The sequence below is a fragment of the Clostridiales bacterium genome (genome assembly GCA_017569285.1).
Lineage (GTDB): Bacteria > Bacillota > Clostridia > Christensenellales > Aristaeellaceae > Aristaeella.
In genome coordinates this window covers 2,171,104-2,196,333 of record CP069419.1, presented here as the reverse complement: position 1 = coordinate 2,196,333, position 25,230 = coordinate 2,171,104, and the positions used below count along the sequence as shown (strand labels likewise).

The 25,230-nt window shown below is 59.4% G+C and carries 17 protein-coding genes; 3 read left to right on the top strand and 14 right to left on the bottom strand.

Annotated features, from left to right (window positions below):
- The first annotated feature begins 185 nt into the window (after positions 1-185).
- Positions 186-1,655, top strand: coding sequence for a response regulator (locus tag JNO48_09530; protein ID QTE67442.1), 1,470 nt, complete (start codon positions 186-188; stop codon positions 1,653-1,655).
- A gap of 46 nt (positions 1,656-1,701) precedes the next feature.
- Here the strand turns inward: JNO48_09530 and JNO48_09525 are convergent, their stop codons facing one another.
- From JNO48_09525 to JNO48_09470, 12 genes are all read right to left on the bottom strand, one after another.
- Positions 1,702-3,207, bottom strand: coding sequence for an AMP-binding protein (locus JNO48_09525; GenBank protein ID QTE67441.1), 1,506 nt, complete (start codon positions 3,205-3,207; stop codon positions 1,702-1,704).
- A gap of 18 nt (positions 3,208-3,225) precedes the next feature.
- Positions 3,226-4,338, bottom strand: a complete 1,113-nt coding sequence (locus JNO48_09520; protein QTE67440.1) for a hypothetical protein — start codon at positions 4,336-4,338, stop codon at positions 3,226-3,228.
- Positions 4,339-4,357: 19 nt separating this feature from the next.
- Entirely contained in the window at positions 4,358-5,806 is a 1,449-nt protein-coding gene (locus JNO48_09515; GenBank protein ID QTE67439.1) for an MBOAT family protein, read from the bottom strand.
- Complete coding sequence (locus tag JNO48_09510) at positions 5,787-7,277, bottom strand: AMP-binding protein (protein QTE67438.1); 1,491 nt, start codon at positions 7,275-7,277, stop codon at positions 5,787-5,789. The genes JNO48_09515 and JNO48_09510 overlap by 20 nt, the downstream gene beginning before the upstream one ends.
- Positions 7,274-7,510, bottom strand: coding sequence for an acyl carrier protein (locus JNO48_09505; GenBank protein QTE69734.2), 237 nt, complete (start codon positions 7,508-7,510; stop codon positions 7,274-7,276). Before JNO48_09505 ends, JNO48_09510 begins: the two co-directional genes overlap by 4 nt.
- 135 nt (positions 7,511-7,645) lie before the next feature.
- Complete coding sequence (locus JNO48_09500) at positions 7,646-8,764, bottom strand: ABC transporter ATP-binding protein (protein QTE67437.1); 1,119 nt, start codon at positions 8,762-8,764, stop codon at positions 7,646-7,648.
- A gap of 5 nt (positions 8,765-8,769) precedes the next feature.
- Positions 8,770-10,743 (bottom strand): glycoside hydrolase family 3 C-terminal domain-containing protein, encoded by a 1,974-nt coding sequence (locus JNO48_09495; protein ID QTE67436.1) that lies wholly within the window; start codon positions 10,741-10,743, stop codon positions 8,770-8,772.
- Positions 10,744-10,763: 20 nt separating this feature from the next.
- Positions 10,764-11,669, bottom strand: a complete 906-nt coding sequence (locus JNO48_09490; GenBank protein ID QTE67435.1) for a carbohydrate ABC transporter permease — start codon at positions 11,667-11,669, stop codon at positions 10,764-10,766.
- A gap of 1 nt (position 11,670) precedes the next feature.
- Positions 11,671-13,512: a sugar ABC transporter permease gene (locus tag JNO48_09485; protein QTE67434.1), complete on the bottom strand. Its 1,842-nt coding sequence runs from the start codon at positions 13,510-13,512 to the stop codon at positions 11,671-11,673.
- 72 nt (positions 13,513-13,584) lie between these two features.
- Complete coding sequence (locus JNO48_09480; GenBank protein ID QTE67433.1) at positions 13,585-15,564, bottom strand: glycoside hydrolase family 3 C-terminal domain-containing protein; 1,980 nt, start codon at positions 15,562-15,564, stop codon at positions 13,585-13,587.
- A complete protein-coding gene (locus JNO48_09475) occupies positions 15,554-16,921 on the bottom strand; it encodes a carbohydrate ABC transporter substrate-binding protein (GenBank protein ID QTE67432.1) in 1,368 nt (455 codons plus the stop codon). The genes JNO48_09480 and JNO48_09475 overlap by 11 nt, the downstream gene beginning before the upstream one ends.
- Before the next feature lie 43 nt (positions 16,922-16,964).
- Positions 16,965-17,777 carry a hypothetical protein gene (locus tag JNO48_09470; protein ID QTE67431.1) on the bottom strand — a complete coding sequence of 271 codons (813 nt, stop codon included), beginning with the start codon at positions 17,775-17,777 and terminating at the stop codon, positions 16,965-16,967.
- Positions 17,778-18,027: 250 nt separating this feature from the next.
- Between JNO48_09470 and JNO48_09465 the strand changes: the two genes are divergently transcribed.
- Positions 18,028-19,839 carry a histidine kinase gene (locus tag JNO48_09465; protein QTE67430.1) on the top strand — a complete coding sequence of 604 codons (1,812 nt, stop codon included), beginning with the start codon at positions 18,028-18,030 and terminating at the stop codon, positions 19,837-19,839.
- A 31-nt stretch (positions 19,840-19,870) separates the two neighbouring features.
- On the opposite strand, the gene amrS is transcribed toward JNO48_09465, so the two are convergent.
- Complete coding sequence (gene amrS, locus JNO48_09460; GenBank protein ID QTE67429.1) at positions 19,871-20,728, bottom strand: AmmeMemoRadiSam system radical SAM enzyme; 858 nt, start codon at positions 20,726-20,728, stop codon at positions 19,871-19,873.
- 20 nt (positions 20,729-20,748) lie between these two features.
- Positions 20,749-22,134 carry an AmmeMemoRadiSam system protein A gene (gene amrA, locus JNO48_09455; protein ID QTE67428.1) on the bottom strand — a complete coding sequence of 462 codons (1,386 nt, stop codon included), beginning with the start codon at positions 22,132-22,134 and terminating at the stop codon, positions 20,749-20,751.
- A gap of 452 nt (positions 22,135-22,586) precedes the next feature.
- Between amrA and JNO48_09450 the strand changes: the two genes are divergently transcribed.
- A complete protein-coding gene (locus tag JNO48_09450) occupies positions 22,587-25,229 on the top strand; it encodes a response regulator (protein QTE67427.1) in 2,643 nt (880 codons plus the stop codon).
- Position 25,230 lies beyond the last annotated feature (1 nt).

Sequence of the window (25,230 nt, the reverse complement as noted above, 5' to 3'; positions counted from 1 at the left end):
ATATAGTATGAATTGCCGGCCGGATATCCGAAAGATTTGAAACTCTTTCCGAAAAAAAACCGCATCTTCCCCGTTTTTGGAAATATCCTGCACAAATCAATGGAGATATCTGTCATGTGCTGGATTTTCCAAATTGATATGTTATAATACATACAAATATATAATCACAATCTGGAGGTTTCGCTATGTACCGGGTGTTGATCGTGGATGATGAGCTGCCGGCGCAGCGGTTTGTCCGGAGCATTATCGAACAGTTTTCCGCCACCTTCCAGGTGGCCGATACCGCTTCCAGCGGCGAGCAGGCCCTGGATTTCCTGCAGCGGGAAAACGTGGACCTGCTGATTACCGATATCAGCATGCACGGCATGAACGGTATCGAGCTGGCCAAGTCTGCCCGTGCACTCCAGCCCAATATCCGTATCGTGATCATCAGTGGCTACGGGGAGTTCGAATACGCGCAGGGTGCCATCGAGGCGGGAGTGGATGAATACCTGCTCAAGCCGGTCAGCATCAGCAAGATGTCCGCCATCCTGCAGTCGATTGAGAAAAAGCTGACATCCCAGAACACCGATATTGAAGCTTCCCTCCTCCCGGCTATTGCCTGCGGCCAACCCTACTCCGTGGAAACAGCCGCCCAGATGTACAGCCGCCGGCGCTTCCGCTTTGCGATGATCCGCTGGGGCAACCAGGACATGACGCTGCCCCGGGTGCTGAGTGCCTCCTCCCTGGTACTGCCGAAGCAGGAGCGCTTCCAGGTCCTGCGCGGGCGGGATGATGATGAACAGATTCTCATCGCCCCGGAAGGCCCGGTGGAGGAATTCCTTACCGACCTGAGCGTATACATGACCCGCAAGGGCCCGCTGAGCACCTGGACCGCGGTATATACCCCGGCAGAGCGGGAAATTGAATTCCTGCCGGCATTCATCGAGTGGTCCCTCACCCTGCTGTATCGGAAAACAGTCATCGGCCGTCACCAGATCATCCAGTTTACCGGCGGTGCCATGCCGAAGGAGCATATGCGCCTTCCCACCTCCGAGATGAACCAGTACACATATTTCATTACATCCGCCAAGTACCGCATGATCAAGGATTACTTTATGTCCCTGGCATCTTCCTGGGAGAAGGATCAGCTTCCCCAGCGTGAGGTGTGGCACCTTGGCCGCCAGCTGATTCACCATGCCTCCGCCGTCAGCCCGTCCATCGGCGCCCGGCAGGAGGATCTGCTCACCGGGTTCAATGACCTGATCCGCAGTGCCTCCTCCACCGGTGACCTGATGGCTTCCGCCTATTCCATGCTGTTTGACGGCGGCAGCATGTCGGACCGCAAGCTTTCCCCGCGGGAATTGTACGACTACGCAGCCCAGTACATCAGGGACAATTACGCCCAGCCGCTGAGCATGCAGAGCGTCTGCGATGAAATCGGCATCTCCCAGACATATCTGAGCCGGCTTTTCCGTAAGTACAGCGACACCACCTTCAACGCCTGGCTCACCCGCTGCCGCATGGAGGCAGCCAAGAAACTGCTCACCGAAAAGCCGGACCTGCTGCTGCGCGACGTGGCTGCCTGCGTCGGCTATGAGGATTCCAGCTATTTCACCAAAGTGTTCCACCAGTACACCGGTCAGACCCCGTCCCAGTTCACATCGGGCGGCTGACCCAAAACAGGATGAGTCACCGGGAACAAATCCCGATGACTCTTTTTTATTTCATCATCTGACTCAGGGTATTGCGGTCCACCTTCACGGATGGGGTGTGCGGCATTTTTTCCAGGTGCACATATCTGTCCGGCAGCATATACCGCGCCAGGCTTTCCTTCAGCCCGGCCCGAAGCTGCTTCTCATCCAGTGTGCCCGACCAGAAGCACCAGATTTCATCATTCTCCCGATTGTACAGCACGCAGCCTTCCTTCCAGCCTTCCAGGCCGCGCAGCACAGCTTCCACCTCGCCCAGTTCCATACGGTAGCCCATATGCTTGATCTGGTTGTCCCGGCGGCCCAGCACCATCAGTTGGCCGTCCTCCTGCAGGTAACCAATATCCCCGCTGCGGAAGAAACGTTCCTGCCAGCCGCGTTCCAGCGGGTCCACCACCCAGGAGGCCATCGTCCGTTCCGGATCCCGGTGGTACCCCCAGGCAATCCAGGGACTGGAAAGCAGCATTTCACCCGGCTCTCCGGGCTTTGCCTCGTTCCCGTTCTCATCCAGGAAAAGAATATGCGCCAGCCGGAACGGCCGGCCCACCGGCAGGCGGCTGCCCGCGTCATACTCATGCGGTACCTTGCCTACCGCCACGGAGAACATCTCCGTGCTGCCGTAGTAGTGCCACCAGCCGGCGTTCGGCGTCGCGTCCATCCACACTTTCAGCGGCGGCCACGGCATGGATTCGCCGCTCATAATGCCCCACTTCAGTTCCGGCAGGCAGCCGGGTGCCAGCACGCCTGCATTCACAATGCTGATGAAACTGCTCGGCGTCATGCACAGGCAGGTCACATGCTGTTCCTTCAGGCAGCAGAGCAGCCTTTTCGGGAATCCCAGCACCCCTGCTGGCAGCAGGTACACCGTTGCGCCCAGTGAAACCGGGGAGATTACGTCCAGCACGGAATTTGCGTAGAAGAACGGTGACTGGTTGCCGAATACCATATCTTCCGTAAAGCTGTATACCTCGTTGGTTGCGTCTGTCCAGTTCACATAGCTGAAATGCGTCTGGATGGATCCCTTCGGGATGCCCGTGGATCCGGAGGTGTACAGCACGGACATCGGGTCGTACACGCTGGCCTGCCGGCGGATGGCCGCTAGCTTTCCCGCGTTAGTATCCGCCGCTTCCGCGTCCGCGTACCGGATCAGCGGTATATTCATCCCCAGGGTTTCATAAGCCTTCGCGCCTTTTTCATCCGCCAGCACCGCCGAGGGCTGCATCAGATCCAGCAGCAGCTTCAGGCGTTCCGGCGGCATCGCGATATCCAGCGGCGCGTAGGCACACCCGGCGTACAGCGTACCGTACATGGCGGATACGTTGCGGATGCTGCGGCTTTCCAGCAGCAGCGCCACCGGTGTGCGCACGGGAACCGCTGCCGCCAGGCATGAACCGATCCGCTGTGCTTTTTCCGTCAGCTGCGCATAGGTCAGGCTTTCGCGGTCATCGTAGAATGAAACCTTCTGCGGCAGCCGCTGCGCGGTTTCCTCCAGGAATTCCAGCATATTGGATTTCACGGTTAAACCTCCTGTTGGCTAAAAGTCCATTGGTTCCTGTTCCGCCGGCTCCGGGAACCAATCCAGCGGACGGCCTTCCGCGCCGGAGGACTCGAAGTCCGGGTATTTTTCCGCCCACAGCTGTGCGCATGTGTCATAGGAGGCATAATGCGCGTCCCCCCGGCGGTCCGGTAGGTCAAACATCTGTTTCAGGTCTGCCCCGAGCTTCCGGGTAAAGGTAATGCTCCCCTTCACATTCAGGTGCTGCCAGTCGGCAAAATCAGAGGAATACCGCAGCCCGAACCGGAGTGACGGATCGTTGTAGTTGATCCCCTCCACCCCGTATTCCGCAGCAACAGCCCAGAGGGTGTTGTAATACATATGATCGTTCGCGTAGTCGGGATTCGGGAAGCCCACCAGCATGATCGTGATTCCCTCATCCCGGGCCATCTCAAAAATTTTCCGCGCGTATTCCTCTTCCCGGTCATTCATGTTCCGCTTCACACGGTTCCACACCAGGGACGGCCGGTCATGGTGTTCCGTGACGTCGCTTTCAATGTACCCTTTCCAGGACACGCCGCGTCCCCCGTTGTCCGGCGGGAAAGCAAAATCATTCCAGGTCCGTTTCGCATAGCCATTATGGACCTCCGGCAGGCCAAGGATATATCCCATCGCATCCTGCGGCTTTTCCACGCAGGCCAGGATCGCGCCAATCCGGTTTTCAATTCCCCGGATACCGAAGGTTGACAGGATCGTCCGTCCGCGTTTGGAATAATCCCGGCTATATATAGCCGGCTTGGCATCCAGCAGGATTACCTTCGGGTGCTGCGTCTTCAGCGCTTCCTTAATCGTGTAGTAGCTTACCCAGAAGGGCTGTTCCGCACTGCACAGGTTGTAGGAGGCGATTCCGTATTCCTCCCACAGCACATTGGTATTCACCCCGGCATAGGCCAGGGAGGTCCCGACCGTCAGCACGTCCACACTGTTCTCCGGCTGGCGGTACAGGTTGATCATGGAACAGATTCCGTAGTCATGCTTGGGGGTCAGCACATAGGTGGCAAAAGCAAGCATCAGCACAGTGAGCAGCGCAAAGCAGGCGAGCCGGATCAAAAAGCCCGCCTTTTTCTTCCCGCCTGTTGCTTCCTTTGCCATCTTCGTTTCCTTTCCGCCCTCAGAACTGCGTATACAGGAACGCCGCCCCGTCATAACCCGAACCGTAGATTCCCAGTACCGCAGTCGCCAGGATCAGCGCCAGCAGCACCGGCCATCGGATCCAGAAATGTGTTTTCGCGAGCTTGCCGCACACGTCGATATTCTTCTCGCACAGGATGTCCACAATCAGTACGATCACGCATCCCGCCACGATGATCATCCACTCCGTCATTTCCATCACGCCGGTTATCTTTTCGGCGAAGCCGGCAAAGCTCCACGGCTGCACCGTCTGCGCCATCAGGCTGAGCCCCTGCCCGGGGCCGGCCGTAAACGCGAAGTACTGCGCGATCAGGATCAGGATCCACGTCCGCACCAGCCGGAAGGGCTTCATCCAGCCATCCTTTGGCAGGTTCAGCGCGGTCCGCATGCTCTTCCACACCGGTTCCAGCAGCATGCTGGCTGCCATTACGATGCCGAAGTAAGCGCCGAACACCACCGCGTTCCAGTTGGCGGTATGCCAGATACCGATCAGCAGGAACACCAGCATCGTCGCCAGCACGCTGGGCACCATGCGCCCCGTCTTTTTCCCGAATGCCTTCGATGCCGCCTTGCCCAGCCCGATGCCTGCCTTCGAGGTCGTCAGCGGGTACAGCAGATACGAGCGGAACCACGCACCCAGCGTGATGTGCCACCGCCGCCAGTATTCTGCCACGCTCTGGCTGAAGAACGGCCGGCGGAAGTTCTCCGGCAGCTCAATTCCCGCCATCCGGGAGAAACCGCGCACCACGTCCATGCCGCCGGAAAAATCCAGGTACAGCCGGATGGCGTACAAGGTCACACCACCCAGCACAAACCAGCCCGGCAGGTCCCCGCCCTTCAGCAGGGCATCCGTCACCGCCGCCAGCCGGTCCGCGATCACCAGCTTTTTGAAGTAGCCCCACAGCAGCAGCTGGAAGCCGGATACGAAATTGTCGGGATCCAGCGGGTGCCCGGTCCGCAGCTGGCTGCCCAGCTCCTTCCAGGTGGAAATCGGCCCCTGTGCCAGCTGGGGGAAGTATCCGATGAACAGCCACGCCTCCAGCGGGTTCTTCCGGGCCTCCGCCTTGCCGCGGTATACGTCAATGAGGTATCCCGCGCTCTGGAACGTGAAATAGCTCAGGCCCAGCGGCAGGATCAGGTCCGCCCCGGAGAAGGCGGGATAATACTTCAGGAAAGCCATGGCGCCCAGGTCCAGTACCAACAGCACAGCCAGCAGCAGGCGGCTCTTCTTTTTCCGCAGCAGCAGGCCGCCGCCCCACATCACCAGGGCTGCTGCCGTCAGGTGCGCCGCGCTGTACCAGCCGGAAAGGCATACAAAAACCGCGCTGGCGCATACCAGCACCAGCCAGCGGACCTTCAGCGGCATCAGGTAGTACAGCAGCAGCGTACATGCCGCGAAGGCCAGGAACTCAACGGTCAGTATGCTCAAGTTCCGCCTCCCGTTTCAGCGCTGCCCGGTCAATCTTTCCGCTGCCGGTCCGGGGCATGGTATCCCGGCGCAGCAGGCTGTCCGGCAGCATATACTTGGGCAGCGCCGCCTTCAGCGCCTTCCGGATATCCTTTTCATCCGCGGTCCCCGTAAAGGCCGCGATAATCTTTTCGTTCGGAGCATCATACCAGCAGCATGCCAGCTCCACGCCCTCCGCCGCGCTCAGCGCGCACTCCACCTCACCCAGCTCGATGCGGTATCCGCTGCGCTTGATCTGGCTGTCCCGCCGGCCCAGGAACATCAGCTCCCCGCGGTCGCTGTACTCGCCCAGGTCGCCGGTTTTGTAGAGGATTTCCCGGATCTGCGGCCGCAGCGGATTCTGCACAAAGGCGGCAGCGGTCTTTTCCGGCGCGTTGTAGTAGCCCGGCGACAGGCAGGTGCCCCCCACGCAGATCTCCCCGTCGATCAGCTCAATCCTTGTATTGCCGCACGGGAACCCGATCGGCAGGCTGTCCGTGTCCGCGAAGTCCCGGTCCACCCGGTACCAGGCGCACACATCCGTAATCTCCGTCGGCCCGTACATATTCACATAGTCCGCGTCCGGCAGGGCCTGCTTCCAGCGGTTCAGCGTCGCGCAGGGCATCGTCTCCCCGCAGAAGAACACGCGCTTCACGCCCGGCAGCGATCCGGGGGCCAGCACGTCAGCGTTCGCCAGCGCCGTCAGCGCCGACGGCACCCAGAACAGCGTGTCAATCTTCTCGGCATTGATGCGTTCCATCAGCCTTTTGGGGAACATAAAATCACCACGCGGGATCAGGTGCAGGCTGCCCCGCATCTTCATCGCGCAGTAGATGTCCAGCACGGAATTGTCAAAATAGAACGGCGCCTGGCTTCCGAAGCGTACGCCTTCCGGCAGCCGCAGCGCGCCGCAGGCCCACTCGACGAAGTCCACCACGCTCCGATGTGTGATGGATACACCCTTGGGCACGCCGGTGGACCCACTCGTAAACAGCACGTACAGCAGGTCCGTATCGATATGTCCCGCGCGGCGTTCCGCAAGCTTTCCCGCGTCTTCCCCGCCGGGAATCTCCGCGAAGCACGCTGTTTTTGCGTCCCCCGCGATCCGTCCGGCAATATCCCGGAACTTTTCCTCAAACAGCACGACCGCCGGCTGCAGCGTCTCCGCGATCATCCGCATCCGCGCCTCGGGCATGGAGGAGTCCAGCGGCGTGTAAAAGCACCCCGCGTACACCGCCCCGAACATCGCGCACAGGCAGTCCGGGCTCTTCTCCATCAGGATCAGCACCGGCTGCTGCCGCCCCGTCAGCGCGCAAAGAAAGGTCCCGGTTTCCCGGGCCCTCGTCCGCAGGGCACCCCAGGTATAGCTTCCGCCCGGCCCGTCACAGGCCGTGGACTGCGGCGCGGCATCCGCTGCCTCTTCCAGCCAGTCCAGAATATTCCGCGTGCTCATTTTCCCTGGTACCTGTGCACCAGCTCCAGCATGGACCGCACATTGTTGAAGTTTTCCGGCTCAATATCGCCGGTGATGATATGGATGTCAAAGGCTTCGTCCAGGGCGGCGATGATCTGGGTCAGGTCGAAGGAGTCGATCAGCCCGTCGTCCACCAGCGCGTCCTCGCCGGCGAAGTCCACGTCGTCGCGGACCTCCGCCAGTGCCGCAAGCAGCTTTTCCATATCGGTCATGCCAGATACCCCCCTGTTCTTGGTGCAGCACGCCGATCAGCTTCGGCTGCCCTTCCGGCAGGGGCGGAACACGCCGTCCCTGCCGGAAAGGCATCCCGGGGGAAACAAAGCTTTCCCCCGGAATGTGTGCGCTTGTCATGCGTTGATGCGTTTCTGGGTTTCCGGATCGAAAAGATGCAGCTTTTCCATGTTCGGTTTCAGCAGCATTTCCGTCTCTGTGGGCGCTTTTTCTCCGGCGTACTTAAATACTACCACTTTTTCGCCGATCCGTACATACAGCAGGTACGCGTCACCCAGCGGCTCAATGGAATCCAGCTTTGCCGGAATGGAATTCACACCTTCCTGCGCGATCTCAAAGTCGGACGGCCGGATACCCAGGTCCACCTTTTTGCCCGTATAGGGTGCCAGGGATGCCTTCACATGGTCCGGCGCTTTCAGCCGGAATGTGCCCGCGTCCAGGATATATGCGCCGTTCTCTTCCTTCACGCTGCAGGGGAAGATATTGATCTGCGGGGTGCCCAGGAAGCCCGCCACGAACTCGTTGGCCGGATGGTCGTACAGGTCGTTCGGGGTGCCTTCCTGCATGATGTGGCCGCCGCTCAGCAGCACGATGTGGTCCGCCATGGTCATGGCTTCCGTCTGGTCATGTGTCACGTAGATGGTGGTCACATTCAGTTCCTTCTGGATCTTCTTCAGCTCGTAGCGCACCTGGTCACGCAGCTTGGCGTCCAGGTTGCCCAGCGGTTCGTCCAGCAGGAAGACCTGGGGGCTGCGCACCAGGGCGCGGCCCAGGGCCACACGCTGGCGCTGGCCGCCGGAAAGCTGGGCAATCCGCCGGTCCAGCAGGTCCGTCAGTTCCAGCTTGGCCGCCTGCTCGTTCACCAGCCGGTCAATCTCATCCTTCGGCACCTTCTTGGTCTTCAGGGAAAAGCCCATATTTTCCCGCACGGTCATGTTCGGGTACAGGGCGTATTCCTGGAACACCATGGCGATGTTGCGCTCCTGCGGCGGAACGAAGGTCTTCTTTTTGCCGTTTTCCGTTTCCGTCATCAGCGTATCGCCGAAATAAATCTGGCCTGAGAAGGGTTCCAGGAGGCCGGCGATGGAATACATGGCCGTGGATTTGCCGCAGCCGGAGGGCCCCAGGAACACGCAGAACTCGCCGTCCTTGATATCCAGGTTCAGCTTATCCAGTACGTAAGTCTTGCCCTTGTTGTAGCTTACGCACATATCCTTGATCGTAATCGAAGCCATGTCTTTTACCTCCCGAAGCCTTCAGCGTCGATACCAAAGCCGTATTCATACAGCGGGTTTTCGATATCCTTGGGCATATCCTCCCGCTGCGCGAGCACTGATTCCATGGTGGCGGGAATCTGGAACGGCAGCCGGCCGGTGATCTCGGTCTCGCCGAAGAGGCAGTCCGCAACGGCCTCCGCGCCGCAGGTTACGCCGGGGCGGTATACCAGCAGCACGCTGTCCGCTGCTTCCGTAACTGGGGTCAGCACGTAGGCGCGGTTCATCACCACGACGGCTGTCACATTGGCGCCTGCCTTGTCCAGCGCGTTGATCAGCTTCACCTGTTCCTCCGGGAATTCCAGGGTGGAGGCGCCCCACGCGGGATCATGGGTGCCGCTCTTCTCGCCCATCACGACCACGGCGGTCACACCGCTCAGGTCCGCGGGAACTTCCGCGGCATCGGCGATATACGTTACGTTTTCTTCACCGGCCTTGTTCTTCAGCGCCTGCAGGATGGTGGTACCTTTCAGTTCCACCGGCTCCTTGGCGGTCCAGCCGCTGCTCAGGCAGCGCAGGTCGTCCGCCAGGGTGCCGGCCACGATGAACTTCTGTCCTTCCAGGGATACGGCGTTCTCGTACTTCACCAGCGTGAAGGACTTCGCCGCGGCTTCCTTCGCGACCGCGCGGTGCGCTTCACTGCCGATGATTTCCTCAGCCGCGTCTTCGTCCACGTAGGGGTTCTCAAACAGGCCCATCTTAAACTTCAGCACCAGGATCCGGCGGCATGCTTCAGTGATCTTTTCCGCCGGCACCTCATCCACCACCTGCCGGGTGGAGCGTACGCCCGCGCCGCCCAGGATATCCGCGCCGGCATTTGCCGCACCGGAGAAGTTCAGGCCCCAGTCGGTCTGGATGATGCCTTCATAGCCCAGCTGTCCGCGCAGCAGGTCGGTCATGACCACAGCGCTCTGGTCAGCGGAGTTGTCCACCGCGTCGCCGCCCAGGTACGGAACCGTGGAGTAGCCGTACGGCATGACTGCGGCCGCCCCGGCTTCCATACCGGCTTTGAATCCGGCCAGGTGGAGCTCCAGGGAGTCTTCGGAGATCGTCAGCGGGGTTCCGTCCACGCCGCCCGTCTGGGCGCCTGCGCCGGGGAAGTGCTTCACAGTCGCGACCACAGAGTTTTCATCTACCCCGTTTTCGCCCTGCAGGGCTTTGACCGCCGCCTTGATCAGGTTCTGCACCACTTCGGTGTCTTCGGAATAGCATTCCTGGTTCCGGCCCCACCGGGGATCGGTAATCAGGTCAGCATCCGGGGACAACGCCATGCGGACGCCCACCGCCATCAGTTCTTCCTTCAGCACCCGGTTCAGTTTCGCCACCAGCTCCGCGTCATTCGCAGCGCCCTGGTTGATTTCATCCGGCAGGTAGGTTGCGTCCTTCACGAAGGCCGCGCCGGCTTCCGTGTCCATGGAGAAGATGACCGGGATACCGAAATCGGACTCTTCGCTCAGCTCCTGGATCTCATTGGTCAGGCGCGCGGCGTTCCGGGCGTTGGATACAGGTCCTTCAGGCTCCTTGTCCTCGTCCTCATCCTCGTCCTCGTCCTCTTCGTCTTCCTCTTCATCCTCATCGGGTTCTTCCGTTTCGAAGATGTATTCGTAAACCAGGGCAAACCCCACGTTGTTTTTGGTAAACCAGCTGTCCTTCATCGTTACCAGCGTCAGGTGCACCATCTGCGCTGCCTGCTGGTCAATATCCATTTTGCCCAGCAGGTCGTCCGCCCGCTCTTCGGCGGTCAGCCGCCAGTCCTCATAGGGATCCAGCTCGCCGTTGTCATTCAGGTCCCTGAACCGGTATCCGTCCACTTCAATGATGTCCTTCACCCGGGCTCCCAGCTCCGGCTGTACCGGCGCGTCTTCTGCCGCGGCGGGCATCACGCCGAGCGCCAGCAGGGCGGCCAGGACCAGGGATGCAATCTTTTTGAATGTTTTCATTTTGTTAACTCCTTTCCGCCTTACGACGCGGTAACCGCACCGCTCATCTGGCCGCTGATCAGGTACTTACCCATGAAGATGTAGATGATCAGCATCGGCAGGGCCAGGATCATGGAGCCGGCCATCAGCTGGTTGATTTCCACACCCGTTGAACCCACAAAGCTGTTCAGCACAATCGTGGCCAGCGGCGCCTGCGCGCCCTCGCCCTGGTTTGCCAGGACCAGTGCGAACAGCATCTCATTCCAGATGGATGTGCACTGGAACACAAACGTGGTAATCGTCGCCAGCTTGGTGTTGGGCACCACAATTTTCCGGTAAATCTGCCACATGCCGTTTCCGTCGATCATGGCCTGGCGGATCAGTGCGTCCGGCACCTCGGCATAGTAGCCGCGCATCATGGTGGTGCACATCGGCATTCCGAAAATTGAGTGAGCCAGCACAATACCCCATATATTGTCGTACAGCCCGTAACTGGTTATATTCCTCAGCAGGGGGATCAGGATCGCCTGGAAAGGCAGGTACGTGGCCGCGATCAGGGCGATGAAGAACACGTTGTTCAGCCTGAACTTCCATTTGCCCAGCGCGTACGCGCAGATCGATCCCAGGAACACGGATCCGGCGGCGCCGAATACCGTAACCACCAGGCTGTTGAGCAGGGAGACCGCCAGCAGGTCCATAGCGCCGCTGTAACCTTCCATGGAGAAGTTCTGCGGCAGCGCGATGGGCGACGTACTGATCGCCTCGGCATTACTCTTGAAGGAGGATACGAGCGCGCCCCAGAAGGGCAGCATGTAGAATACCAGGAAAAGGACCAGGATCAGGTAGTAGACAATATGCAGCACGGTCATATGCCATTTCGGCTTGACCCGCAGCGTCTGTGCCGCCTGCCCTGCCTTGCTGCGCTCAGCAATCATGTTGTCCTGCATATTATCTCTTCCTCCTGTTCGTCAGGTAAGTCAGCGGCAGAATCAGCACCAGTACCATCACCAGCAGGAAGCAGCTGATAGCCGCGGCGTACGCATAGTTGTCATGGGCGTACATTTCGTTGTACATCATGATCGGCAGTGTCGCGGATGCCGGATTCGTGTAGCTGGTCAGTGAGTAGATCAGGTCAAATGAACGCAGCGCGTACATGGCCAGGATGGTGATGCAGCTGCCCATTGCGCCGGTCATCTGCGGCAGGATCATCTTCCGGTAGATGCGGGGCATGTAGGAACCGTCCAGCTTGGCGGCGTTCACAATATTGGTCGGCACATTCTTGATGGCCGCCAGGAAGATCACCGCCACATAGCCGGAGAACTGCCATACCATCACCAGCATGATCGAGAACATGACCATCTCGTTGCTGGTCCAGTTGATATTCAGGTTAATTCCCTGCAGCCGGAAGAATTCCACCAGGATACCGCCGTTGCCGTTGAACATCTGCTGCCAGATCAGGCCCGTCACCACGAAGGAAAGGGCAAATGGCAGCAGGATCAGCGTCCGGAATACCGGGGTTCCTTTCAGGCCCTGGTCCATCACCAGCGCCAGGCCCAGGCCCAGCAGCAGGCAGACCGGAATGATCAGGAACAGCTTCAGCGTATTCCACACGGAATTCCAGAAGGAGCTGTCGGCGAACATCTTCGCATACTGCCCGAAACCGCCCCAGCCGTAAGAGGCTGTCTGGCTGTGGTCCGGCCAGTCGGACACGGACACCCACACGTTCCAGCCGATGGCCACATACACGAAGTAGATCAGCAGGGCCGCGGGAATCAGCAGCCAGATCATCGGGTGCCGGTTCAGGAATGCCTTGATCCTGTCATGGAACACATAGATCAGCACCATCGCCGCTGCGACCGCCGCCGCGAAGATCAGCCAGATATACTGCGCGCTGAAATTCTTCCGGAATGCGGCCGCGCCTTCGGCGTTGGCCATCACCAGCTCGCCGCCGCGGTAGGCGTAGTGTCCGTTCTCCTGCACGCTGCCGTCCGCCGCCGCGAAGGTGTACGTGCCGTCCGGATTGAACGTGATGGAGGTGGCTCCGTCCGTACTTTCCGCTGTATAGGCTTCCTGCACAGCTTCGGCGCTTTCCTCAATGACGAACATTTCCTTGAGGCCTTTGATGCCGTATTCCGCCTTGTACGCCTCGCCGGTGGCGGGATCCGTCACCGCGGAGGTGTACCGCAGCTTGGAGCTGGTTTTGCCCACCTTGGTCTCGGTGCCGTCCGTGTCGTTCACCAGCGTCAGCGCCTTGTCCGCATAGGTATATTTTCCGGTCTCCTCAGCACTGCCGTCGGCTGTGCTGAACCTGTAGGTTCCGTCCGGGTAGAAAGTGATTCCGGAGGTTTCGTCCGATCCGGTCACCGTGAATTCCTCCGCCACATGGTCGGAGGTCTCGCGGGTGGTCAGCCGGCCCAGGATATCGCTGAAGGTATATGTCTGGGTGCAGGCCGCCCCGGTGGCGGGATCCTTCACGTCCGACACATACTCCAGGGTGTTTTCCGATTTCTTGGTCGTCTGCTCCCAGGCGTAAGCCGGGGTGCCTTCCGCCCGTTCCGATATCGGAACGTAGTTGCAGGAGTTGACCAGCACCAGCGCGAACACAGCCAGCAGCAGCGCCGGAACAGCCAGCAGGAACCATTCCTTTCTCTTCAGCTTGTTCCTGAGGTTTTCCGCGCAGAGATAGACCAGGACAAGGAGCAGGACTGCCAGGATGATGCCCCAGAAGGCGCCCTTGCCCTCAAACGTCATCTTGTAGAAATTGTTCAGGAATAATTGGATCTTTCCCATAAGCAGCGCTTCCTCTCAGGAAAGCCTGCGCAGGCGCCGGAAAACCGGGCCTGCGCAGGTCGTCTTTAGTGCTTACTCGTAACTCAGGCCCCAGCCGTAATCGTACAGCGGGTTCTCCAGGTCGAAGGAGACGTCGCCGGACTGGTCGTTCACAGAAGCCATATCCCGCGGGAACTGCAGCGGAGTCTTACCGGTCGGGTTGTTCTCCCCGAAGATCGTCTCGGCAATTGCGATGCCGCCCTGCTGGCCGGGATAGTAGGCTTCAAGGATCGCGTTGGTGTTTTCGTCGCACCAGGTCAGGATGTAGGGCCGTCCGCCGGTTACCACCGTGATGATCTTTCCCTGGGTATTGGCCTTCACCGCTTCGAGGATCTCCTGCTGGGAGGCGGTGATTTCGAGGGTGTCATAGCCCCATGGCGGGTCATGCTGGTAGCTGGGCTCACCGACGGAAACGATCACGACGTCGGCATCCTTTGCCGCTTCGGCAATCGCCGTCACGTCGTCCGCGATGAAGGTCACCGTGTCGTTCTCACCGGCATACTTCTCAATCGCGGCAGCGATGGTCAGGCCTTCCTGCTGGGAGGACCAGCCGCCCACCAGGGAGTCCATGTCGCCGGCACGCGGGCCGCAGACCAGGATCTTCTGGCCGGCGTTCGCCGTCAGCGGCAGGGCGCCGTCGTTCTTCAGCAGGGTCATGGCCTTCCGCGCGGCTTCCAGGTTCAGCGCGGTATGCTCTTCGTTGCCCACGAAGGATACGGCGTATTCCACGTCGCAGTAGGGATTCTCAAACACGCCCAGCGCGAACTTCGCGCGGACAATGCGGTAAGCCGCGGCGGTCAGGATCGCTTCGTCGATCTTGCCTTCGCCGGTCATTTCTTCCATCTGGTCGATCAGGCGGATGGATTCACCGCCGATGCCGTCCACGCGGCTCTGGGTCACGCCGATGATGATGGCTTCCTCATCGGAGATTTCTTCGCCGGTCATGGTGCCCAGGGCTTCCTGGATGGCCCAGATCATACCCCAGTCGGTCTGGATGATTCCGTCAAAGCCCATCTGGTCCCGCAGCAGGTCCTGCAGCGCGGCCTTGGAGCCGATCGCGCTGTTTTCCATATCCAGGGCCAGCGGCACGGAGTAATACGGCATCACGGAGCCGACGTTCGCTTCGATGGCGGCGTAGTAGGGCTTCAGGTGAATCTGCAGGGTTTCCTCATCCGCCACGATGGGAGAGGTGTCCTTGCCTTCCATCTGCGGGCCGGCGCCGGGGAAGTGCTTGATGCACGCCACGATGCCGTCCTTGTTGACGCCCATGGTCCCGTTCTGGAACGCCACGATCTGTGCCCGGACCATGCGGGTAACCAGGTCGGGATCCTCACCGAATGTCTCCATCACGCGGCCCCAGCGGGGTTCGGAGGCGATGTCGGATTCGGGGCTCAGCGTCATGCGGACGCCGATGGCGATATGCTCTTCGCGGGCGATTTCAGCCAGCTTCGTCACCAGTTCTTCATCGCGGGTGGCGGCCAGGGCCAGGTTATGCCCGGTAACGGTCGCGCCGGACACGTAGCTCAGGCCGTGCACGGAGTCCATGGATACCAGGACCGGAACGCCCAGGCGGCTCGCTTCGGCGTATTCCTGCACCACGTTCATGGTCTCGGCCGCCGTCTGCACACTGTTCAGTTCACGGATCAGCAGCATCCCGATGCCGTAGTCCGTGCAGTACTTCTGCAGGTACGGGGCAATCTTGCCGTCAGCCCGGGGCAGGTAGGTCGGGTGCTGCATCTGCGCGATCTTTTCCCGCACAGTCATCTGGCCCACCAGGTCGTCGGCGCGGGTGTCCGCGTCCAGGCGCCAGTCTTCATAAACGTCCAGGGAGCCGTTGCCGTTCAGGTCGATAAACCGGTACCCGTCGGCTTCAATAATGGTTTTCACATGGGGATTCAGTACCGGCTGTTCATAGGCGGTTTCTTCCGCCGCGGAAACGCTGACCAGGCTGAACGCCATCATCAGCGCGGCAAGGACCGCAAGGCCCCGTCTGAAATGATTCTTAGTCAACAAGGTTCCAGTCTCCTTTCACATTGGCTTCCCTGAGGATATTCACGATACGGTTCGCATAGTATTCCGCGTCATGGTCGGTGGAGGTGGCGTACTCCTGGATCTGGGTCTGCAGGCTCGTGGAGGCGCTCCACGGAATCGCCGTGCCGTGGGTGATGCTGGGATACACCTTTGTGGCGGGATCCAGCAGCTGCTCCTTGAAATGCAGGGTCAGTTCGTTGTATATGTCATCCGGCGTATCATTGTAGGGGGAGATGGATTCCTTCCGTGCGGAGAAATATTCCTGCACGTCCTGGGTGCACACGCTGTACGCCCAGCGGACGCCGCCCTCCACGTTGGCGGAATTGTTGCTCACCACAAATCCGTCCACGCACATGCCGAACCAGCCTTCGGTGCCGGGGAAGGTGAATACGCCGTAGTCCACGCCGTACACCTGTTCCATGTTGGTCATCAGCGGCTGCGCCCAGGCGCCCATGATCTGCATGGCGTAGGTGCCGTTCACCATGGAGCCGGTGGCATGGTACCAGTCGCGGCTGTTATGGTCCGGCGCGACGTAGTCCATCAGTTTGGTATAGGTCTCCATCACGCGGGTCAGGTCTTCCACGCTGTACTCGCCGTTGATGAAATTCTCGTAAATCTGCGGATCGGTGCCCAGCAGGATATTCTCAAACACCTGGCTGGCTGGCCAGCCTTTCTGGTCGCCCAGGTCCAGCGGATATTCACCTTCGGGCATCTTGGCAGCCAGCTCGTCGCAGATGGCCCAGAACTCGTCCCAGGTAATGTCCTCATGATCCGGGATGGCCACGCCGTACTTCTCAAATACGTGGATATTGTAGAGGATGATGTTGGTCTTATGGATGCCGATCGGCACCACATAGTGGTTGCCGTCCGCCGCGGTGCACATTTCCGCCAGGCCGGGAATAATCCGGTCTTCCAGTTCGCCGTATTCCCATACCTGGTTCAGGTTCAGCAGCAGGTCGGAATCCAGGTAGGGCTGGATTTCCTGGCCGGGATGGGCCTGGAACGCTTCAGGGCTCTTGCCCGTCTGCTGCAGCACCTTCACCTTCATGACCATCGCGCCGCCGGCGCCGCCGGGAATCGCGTTGGATTTGGCCGGCTTGTCCGCTTCGTCTTCCAGGTAAACCGAATTGAATTCCGAAACAACGCTCTCGATGGCATCCTTCTCGCCGCCGGCGGTCCACCAGTGATAGACATTCACGGTGCCTTCCGCTTCGGTATCGTCAATGATTGCTTCGAAATTCAGGTCATCCGCGTTGATCTTGGGATTCTTGGCTGCCAGCGCGCCGGTGCAGGATACCGTAAGGAGCACAGCCAGCAGCAGGGCAATCATTTTTTTCATGTTCCGGTCCCTCCCCTTCTCTTGTCCGTTCCCACTTCCCGGGTTAATCCACAAAAGTCAGCGTGGCCCACAGGCTCGGATTGGTATCCACCGCATGCATTTCCGGCTTGCGGTCGCGTCCGTCCAGTTCAGAGGAGTACTGCATCCGCAGGCTGTGGATACCGGGGCACGGCAGGTCCACGTCCAGGATGGAGACATCGAATCCGACCGTCTTGCCGGCTTCGGGCACCAGCTGCGGGATGTTCTTGTTGCTCAGGTTATGCAGCGGGATTTTGCTTTCCCAGACGATGCCGCCATCGATGGAGGCGATGGCTGCCTCGTAGTCGTCAAAGACCACCTCATCGCCGTATTCACCCTGGGTATCCCAGCCCTGGGTGTCAGCGATCATGTCGCGGTCGATGTAGTTGAAGAATTCATATTCTCCCTTATAGCCGTACGCGCTCTGCACGATCCGCCAGTCGGTGGCGGTGTACTCGGTGCGGGCGGGATCCGCTTCCGGATCAGTGGAGAGGAAGAAGATCACGGCGTCCAGCTCATCCAGCGGGAAGCCTTCCCGGTAGACCAGGGGAGTGTCGTCCAGGATCTTCATGGCGATGTAGAGGTTTTCCTCATCCCACATCACGTAGGTTTCCATGGAGCAGTCCGCCTCGCCGTCCCAGTGCTCAATCTGGTCGATGATCTGGTTCTGCGCATTGATCTTCAGGCACTTCGTGGTATCCCACTCGCCCAGGTCGCCGTCAATCACGACTTCCCCGGCCTTGGGAGCTTCCAGGTTTTTGTCAGAATATGCCAGCGCGGTGGTGGAAACGCCTGCCAGCAGGGCCAGCGTCATCAGGATGGCAATCAGTTTCTTCATGTTCAGATTCCTCCTTTGTTTCAATCAACTCTTACGGGCAGATATTCCCCGTTCTGTTACCGTCATTGTAGCGATTCTGCGGATATTCCACACGTTAAGATACAAAACGGGAATGAGAAAAAAGAAAGCATCCGCCTGATTCATGCGAAAATCCGGCACGGTGTAATGGAATATCCGGCACAAACAGCACTTTTCCTTTCGGAAAACCGCCTCCTGTGATATGATGGGCGCACAGAAGGACGGTGATCCCATGCGGCTGAGCGTTAAAATCGTACTGATATTCTCCGCGATGATGATTCTGGCAATGCTGTTATTGTCATCCTATGCCATGGACATCACCCGGGAAGGATCCAAAGAATATACCGTGGCCCGCTTCCACAACATGGCCGAAAACATCTCCCACGAACTGCAGGAAGATTTCTCCATGATGCGGATGACCATGCGGGACCTTTCGGAAAACTCCGTGCTGATCACCGCGCTGAACCAGATCGTCCGGGATGATTCGGATGATCATAAGCTCGGTATCCGTGCTGAAAATACTGCCATGGTCCAGTTCCGCCGTTCTCCCCTGGCCAATGCCTGCGACCGCGTTTCCTTTTATACCCGGGATGGAATATTCCTGACCTGGCCGGAACTTACCGGTAATGATGGCGCGAAAGCGGAAAACCGCCTGAACACCCGGCTGGATATCGTTTCCGCCTGCCCCTGGCTGGATATTGTGGAGAAAAGCAATGAACCGTATATTCTGTTACCGTACAGAATTCCCTTTTTCGATGCGGAAAGAGACTTGGTATTCGGCATGGCACAGTCGGTACGCCAGGGAGACAGGGTCATCGGCTGCCTGGAGGTGGACCTGAAGCTTTCCCGCCTGGAACACCTGATGGAATATACCGATGAAGAAGATATCCTCCTGCAGGTTTTCCTGGATGACGGCCGGCTGCTGTACTCCAGTGTGCCGGACCATCTGGTTCTTCCGGAAGATATGCCGCAGGATAAGTTTGTCCTGATCTCCCCGGAAAATTCCGACAAGCAGTACAACGCCTATCATATCCAGCTGGAAGAGTATGGGCTGAGCATGACCATCGCCCAGGATTCAGCCGCAATAACGGCAATGCAGGAGACCCTCCGCCGGAACATCCTGACACGGGCATTGTCCATCCTGGTTCCGGCTCTCGTCCTGATTACCCTGGTGGCCATCGGCCTCACCTGGTCCATCCGGAAGCTGACACGGAAGGTTCAGCAGGTTCCGGCAGGCCGGGTCCTGCTGGGCGATGACGATGAGGTGGAAGACTTCCGGAAAACCGTCACCTCGCCCGCCGACTATGAGACGTATGAGCTGGAGAATGTATTCAACCAGATGATGCACCAGCTGCGGGAGCAGGCCAGCACAGAAATGTCCCTGCGGGAAGGTGCGCTGCAGGCACAGCTCAGCGCCCTGCAGACCCAGATCAACCCGCACTTCATCTATAACACGCTGAATATCATCAGCGCCAAATCCATGGAAAGCGGCAACTATGACGTTATCGAAATCTGTGACCGGTTTGCCTCCATGCTCCGATATTCCACAGACACCCGCTCCCGCACCGCCACCCTGGCGGAGGAAATCGATAACGTCCGCAATTACCTGATGCTAGCCAAAGCCCGGTATGAGGACGACCTGGAATATACCATCGACGTGCCTGAAACCCTGAACGAGATCACCGTGCCCAAGCTGACGCTGCAGCCCCTGGTGGAAAACGCGCTGACCCACGGCTTCAACGGCACGAACATCCGGCGCGTGCTCTCCGTCTCCGGATATGTCCGGGGGGATTCCCTGGTGCTGGAAATCCGGGACAACGGCACCGGCTTCTCGGAGGAGATGCTCCACAGCCTCCGCGAACGGATCCGGGAGATTGAGGACGGCAAGGTCTCCATCGAATCCACCGGCGGCCATATCGGCCTGGTTAACACCTGCCTGCGCCTGTATTACTACAGCAAAGGTGCCATGCGCATGTCCATCTGCAACGACGACGGCGCCGTGATCACCATGTCCTTCCCGGCAGCCGGAAACGGGAAAAAATAAACCCGGAGCAGGACCGGCAGCACACGCATGCTCAGCAGTTTCCCGGGTATACATACCGGAGATTTTCCTCTGCTATCCTGACCAACGAATAAACCTTTCCCACATCCGTCGGTTTCTTCCCCGTCATCCGGTACCGCGGGAAGAAGCGGGAAATATGCAGCGGGATTTCGCTCCCCGGTTTTCCTCCGTACACGTCCTGCAGGCCGGCCACCCAGCCGCTCAGCTCCCGCATCTCTTCCTCGCTGTCGTTCTCCCCGGGAACCACCAGCGTGGTCAGCTCCACATGGCACCGCTTCACAGCCTCCCGGATGAAGTCCATCACCATCTTCCGGTCACCGCCGAGGACGTCCCTGTAATACCGGTCGGTAAACCCCTTCAGGTCGATGTTCATCGCGTCGATATACGGAGACAGTTTCTCCAGGATGCCGAGGTCCGCGCAGCCGTTGGTGACCATCACGTTCAGCATGCCCTTTTCGTGCACCAGCTTTGCCGTATCGTGTACATACTCCCAGCACACCAGCGGCTCATTGTACGTGAATGCCACTCCGATGTTCCCCATGTCCCGGCAGTTGTCCGCCATCTCCGCCAGCACAACCGGGGACAGTTCCCGCGTATCCGCCGGAAACTCCGCGCCCTCCCGCTGGGCAATTTCATGGTTCTGGCAGAAGGGGCAGTGCAGGTTGCACCCGAGCATGCCCACGGACAGGATCCGGCTGCCCGGGTGGAACATTGCGAGGGGCTTTTTCTCAATCGGGTCCAGCGCCAGGGCGGATACCTTCCCGTAATACACCGGCCGGACCTCGCCGCCTTCCGCCGCCCTTGCGCCGCAGGGGCCGGTCTGCCCGTCCTTCAGCTCGCAGTGCCGGAAGCATACGTCACATCGTGCCATTGTACATATTCCTCCTCCGGTCAGACATGCCGCACCACTTCAAACCGCTCCAGCGCAATGCGTTCCCCGTCGCGGATTCCGCCCTTGCGCCGGGCGATATCAATCTGTTCCTCCACCGTGTCCACGCCGTCCAAATCCGGCAGCAGCAGGCCCCGTTTCGAACCGCTGCTCACGATGACCCCGTATCGTTTTACGTCCAGCTCTTCCGGGCCGGAAATCTTCTCCGGCGCAGAAAGGACGTCCACATTGATTTCCAGCTTATCCAGCTCGTCCGGGCGCACCGCGTCAAACCGCGGGTCCCGGGTGGAAGCGCTCACCGCGTTGGAGATAATCTCCCGCGCGATGTTCTCCCGCGTGGGCAGGAACGTCCCGATGCATCCCCGCAGCCGGCCGTCCTCATGGATGGAAACAAACACCCCGGCGCGGTCCCGCTTCATTTCCTCCGCCGCCCATTCCGGCACGTCCGGTGTCTTCCGCTCCAGCACCCAGCTTTCCACCGTTTCCCGGGCCAGGCGGACGTACGGATCCTCCGCCGCCCGGCGTTTCCGCAGGCGTTCCGCCTGGGTCTCCCGGTATTTCAGCAGGAACCGCCGTTCCGGGTTCTCCCCGCCGGGATGGAAGGAGCAGATGCCGTATCCCACCCCGGTCACGTCCTCATGGGAATATACCTTGGCTTCCACGTCCAGCCCGTCCAGCGCTCCCGCCATGATGACAAACGACCGGTGGCCGCACTCCGCGGCCTTGTCGCAGAAGCTTTCGTCAAACTCCAGCATCTCCCCGAAGGCCGCCCGCCCGGCCGCGTCCATGATGCGCGCGTCATATTCCGGGCCTTCCTTCGCGAAGCCGTAAGGGCCGTAATCCTGCAGCTTGTGCGAAAGGTCCCCGCTGGCAATCAGCACGACTCGCCTTCCGGTCTGCTCCACAGCTTTCCGAATCATCTGCCCGAGGGCATAGTGGTCCGGAAGCGGCAGTCCGGACAGGCCGATCCGTACCAGCCGGTAATCCATATACGCCTGGTCCACGAAATACAGCGGCACCATGGTGCCGTGGTCCAGGTGCCGGTCTCGCTCACCCAGCGTTCCGGCCGGGAAATCCTTTCCTTTTGCCAGGGCACAGACAGCGCTCACCAGCTCCGTGTCATATTCCTTCCGGAATTTCACTCCCGGTGCGCGGAAGCTCCCGAAATCCCCGGACGCATGTTCCCCGGGGGAAATGTGGAAATAATCCGCGTACAGCACAGTATGCGGGCTGGTCACGATAATCGTCTCCGGCCGGATTTCGGCGATCTCCGCCGCCACCGCCCGGTACGCGGCAATAGTCTTTTCGATCTGTTTTTCACTTCCGTGCCCCACCTCCGGAACGATCATCGGCGGATGCGGAACCATATACGCGGCAGCAATCGGCATGCGGATCCCTCCCTGGCCAGCCGGCAGTCTTTGGTTTTCTTCCTTCGGCAGAAGTATACCATGGCGCGCGGCTTTGGGAAAGCATCAGCACGATAAACAAAAAGGCCCGGCCCGGCGTTCCTGGAGTGAGGGAACGCCGTCCGGGTCTGCAGGAGGTGCGCGTTGTTGCGGCCCTACCGCGGAATCCTGCCCTGGTTCAGTATTATCATATCCGAAAAAAGTACGTTTGCATATGAACATTATGGACCAAAAACTGAAAATTCCGGTACAAACCGCACAACTCAGGCCGAAAAAAATACGGACAACCGGACGGAAGCGCAATAACTGCGCATAGTCATTGTTTTTTCCATCATTTCAGATTATAATAAAAAACAGGCCCGAAATAACGGGAGACATCTGATTTATAACGCATATCATCCACGGAATCACCCCGCAGGAAAAGGAGTACCCCCATGGCATTAGAGTACGCGGAAAGCATTGTCCAGCTTCTGATGAACCTGGTCGCTCTTTTGCTGTGCCTTTTTTACTATATCAGCGTCAAGCAGAAGGGCTGGGCGTTCTCCATCCTGTTCTTCCTCAGCAACCTGCTGAGCTCCTATTACTGGACTTCCTACCTCATCATCATGGGGACTTACCCGCAGGTTTCCGATGCGATGTCCTACTTTGGCTGGAACGGCGCCTACATGATCCTGCTGGTCTTCCTGCTGAACATGAAAACCCCGGAAGAGCGGCGCTTCTTCCATCCCCTGATGCTCATTCCCATCCCCTTTAACATTGTCCAGCTGATCCTCTACCTGCCCTACGGCCGCCCGCTCAACAATATCTACCAGGTGGCCATCTGCACGGCCATCGCTGTTTACAGCATCCAGAGCTTCTGTTGGTATCGGAAGCACCGGGCAGAAAGCAGCCCGAAGCCGTATATCGCCCTGGCTGCTTTCGTGTTTGTCTTCTGTGAATTCGGCATGTGGACCTCCTCCTGCATGGACGGTCTGCTGGGCGAAATGTATTATCCCTTCTCCTTCCTGTGCAGCCTCAGCTATCTCCTCATGGTGTGGGCGATCCGCCGCACATATTTCGGTGCGGATGAAAGCGCCAGCTTTGACCCGAAGTACCAGACCCTGCTCAAGATTGCCTGCCTGGTGGTGGTGCTGGGCTTCTCGCTCGGCGGCATCCTGCTGGGCGCCTGGATGCGCGACCAGATGCTGGAGCACGCGAGCGACGCGTTTGCCTCCAATATCTACAACATCATTCCCGTTGTGCTCTTCGTCATCTCCCTGATCCTGGTTATCTTCATGGTCGCCACAATCTTCGTGGTCTATTTCGGCCAGCGCGCTGCGGAGAACAACAAGCTGCGCGAGGCCCGGCAGATTGCCGAGCGTTCCAATGCCGCCAAGAGTGAGTTCCTGGCCAACATGAGCCATGAGATCCGCACCCCGATCAATGCCGTAATGGGCATGAACGAGATCATCCTGCGCGAGAGCCTGCAGGCCCGCGACAACCCGGAAACTGCCGGGGATCTCCGCACGGTGTTCAGCGATATCAGCGGATATGCCGGCATCATCGATTCCGCCGGGCGGAACCTGCTGGCCATCATCAACGATATCCTCGACATCTCCAAGATCGAGGCCGGCAAGCTGGAAATCCGGGAGGACAACTATTCCCTCCGTGCATTCCTCAGCGACCTTTGCCGCCTGATCAGCTTCCGGGCCCAGGCCCGGAACCTGGAATTCCGCACAGATGTGGATCCCCGCCTTCCGGACAACCTCTACGGGGACGAATCCCGCCTGCGCCAGGTCATCCTCAATGTGCTCAACAACGCTGTGAAGTACACCAACCATGGCTTCGTCAAATTCACCGTCACCGGCACCCCGGTCTCCGGCTATATGCCTGGCCAGCGTGTCAACCTGACCTTCACCGTGGAGGATACCGGCATCGGTATCCTCCAGAAGGACCTTTCCCGCCTCTTTGAAAAATTCGAGCGCGTCGGCCCCGCCGGCAGCGAGCAGGTGGAAGGCACCGGCCTGGGACTTACCATCTCCAAAAACCTCCTCGATATGATGGGCGGTACCATCCAGGTGGAAAGCGAATACGGCAAGGGATCCCTGTTCACCGTCACCCTTTCGCAGAAGGTGGTTTCGACCGAACGCATCGGGGAATTCGATATCGAGGCAAAACCCGGCACGGAAACCGAAGTGCTTCCGCGGGAGCTCTTCCGTGCCCCCAATGCAAAAATCCTTGTCGTGGATGACACCCGCATGAACCTGACCGTGGTCGAAGGCCTCCTCAAAAAAACCGAACTGAAGATCGACACCGCCCTCAGCGGCGAGGAAGCCCTGGCCCTCACCCTGCAGATTCCCTATGACGTCATCCTCATGGACCAGCGGATGTATGGCATGGACGGCACCGAAGCCATGCACCGCATCCGGGAGCAGGAAGACGGCATCAACCATGAAACGCCCATCGTCTGCCTCACCGCCGACGCCATCGCCGGCGTCAGGGAGAAATACCTGGAGGAAGGCTTCACCGACTACCTCAGCAAACCCATCGACAGCCTGGCCCTGAAGCGCACCCTGCTCCGCCACCTGCCGAAGGACAAGGTCGTCCTCCTGAAGGAAGACGAACAGACCGCGTCGCAGAACGCCCCGCAAAGTGCCAATACTGCCGAAGAGGCAAAGGCCGAAAACCCCTTTGTCCCGCTTGAGAAGGCAGGTATCCACCCCGCCCGCGGCCTGTATTACTGCCAGCAGGATGAGACCCTGTACCGTTCCCTCCTGGCTGAGTTCGCAGCCAACGCAGAAGAAAAGGAAGAGCGCCTCCAGACCAGTTTCAAAGAAGAAAACTGGAAGGACTACGCCCTCCTGGCCCACTCCCTTAAGAGCACTGCCGGCACCATCGGCGCCACGGCCCTCTCCGAAACCGCCGCCGTCCTGGAAGCCGCCGCCCACAGCGAAGACGAAGCCCGCATCCAACAGGACCACCAGAAGCTCCTCTCCCTCTACCGCCGCACCACCGGCGCCGTCCGCTCCTTCTGCACCGGGGACAACATCCTCCCGGAAGTCAACGACGGAATCATCGAATTCGACCCGGAGGAATAAG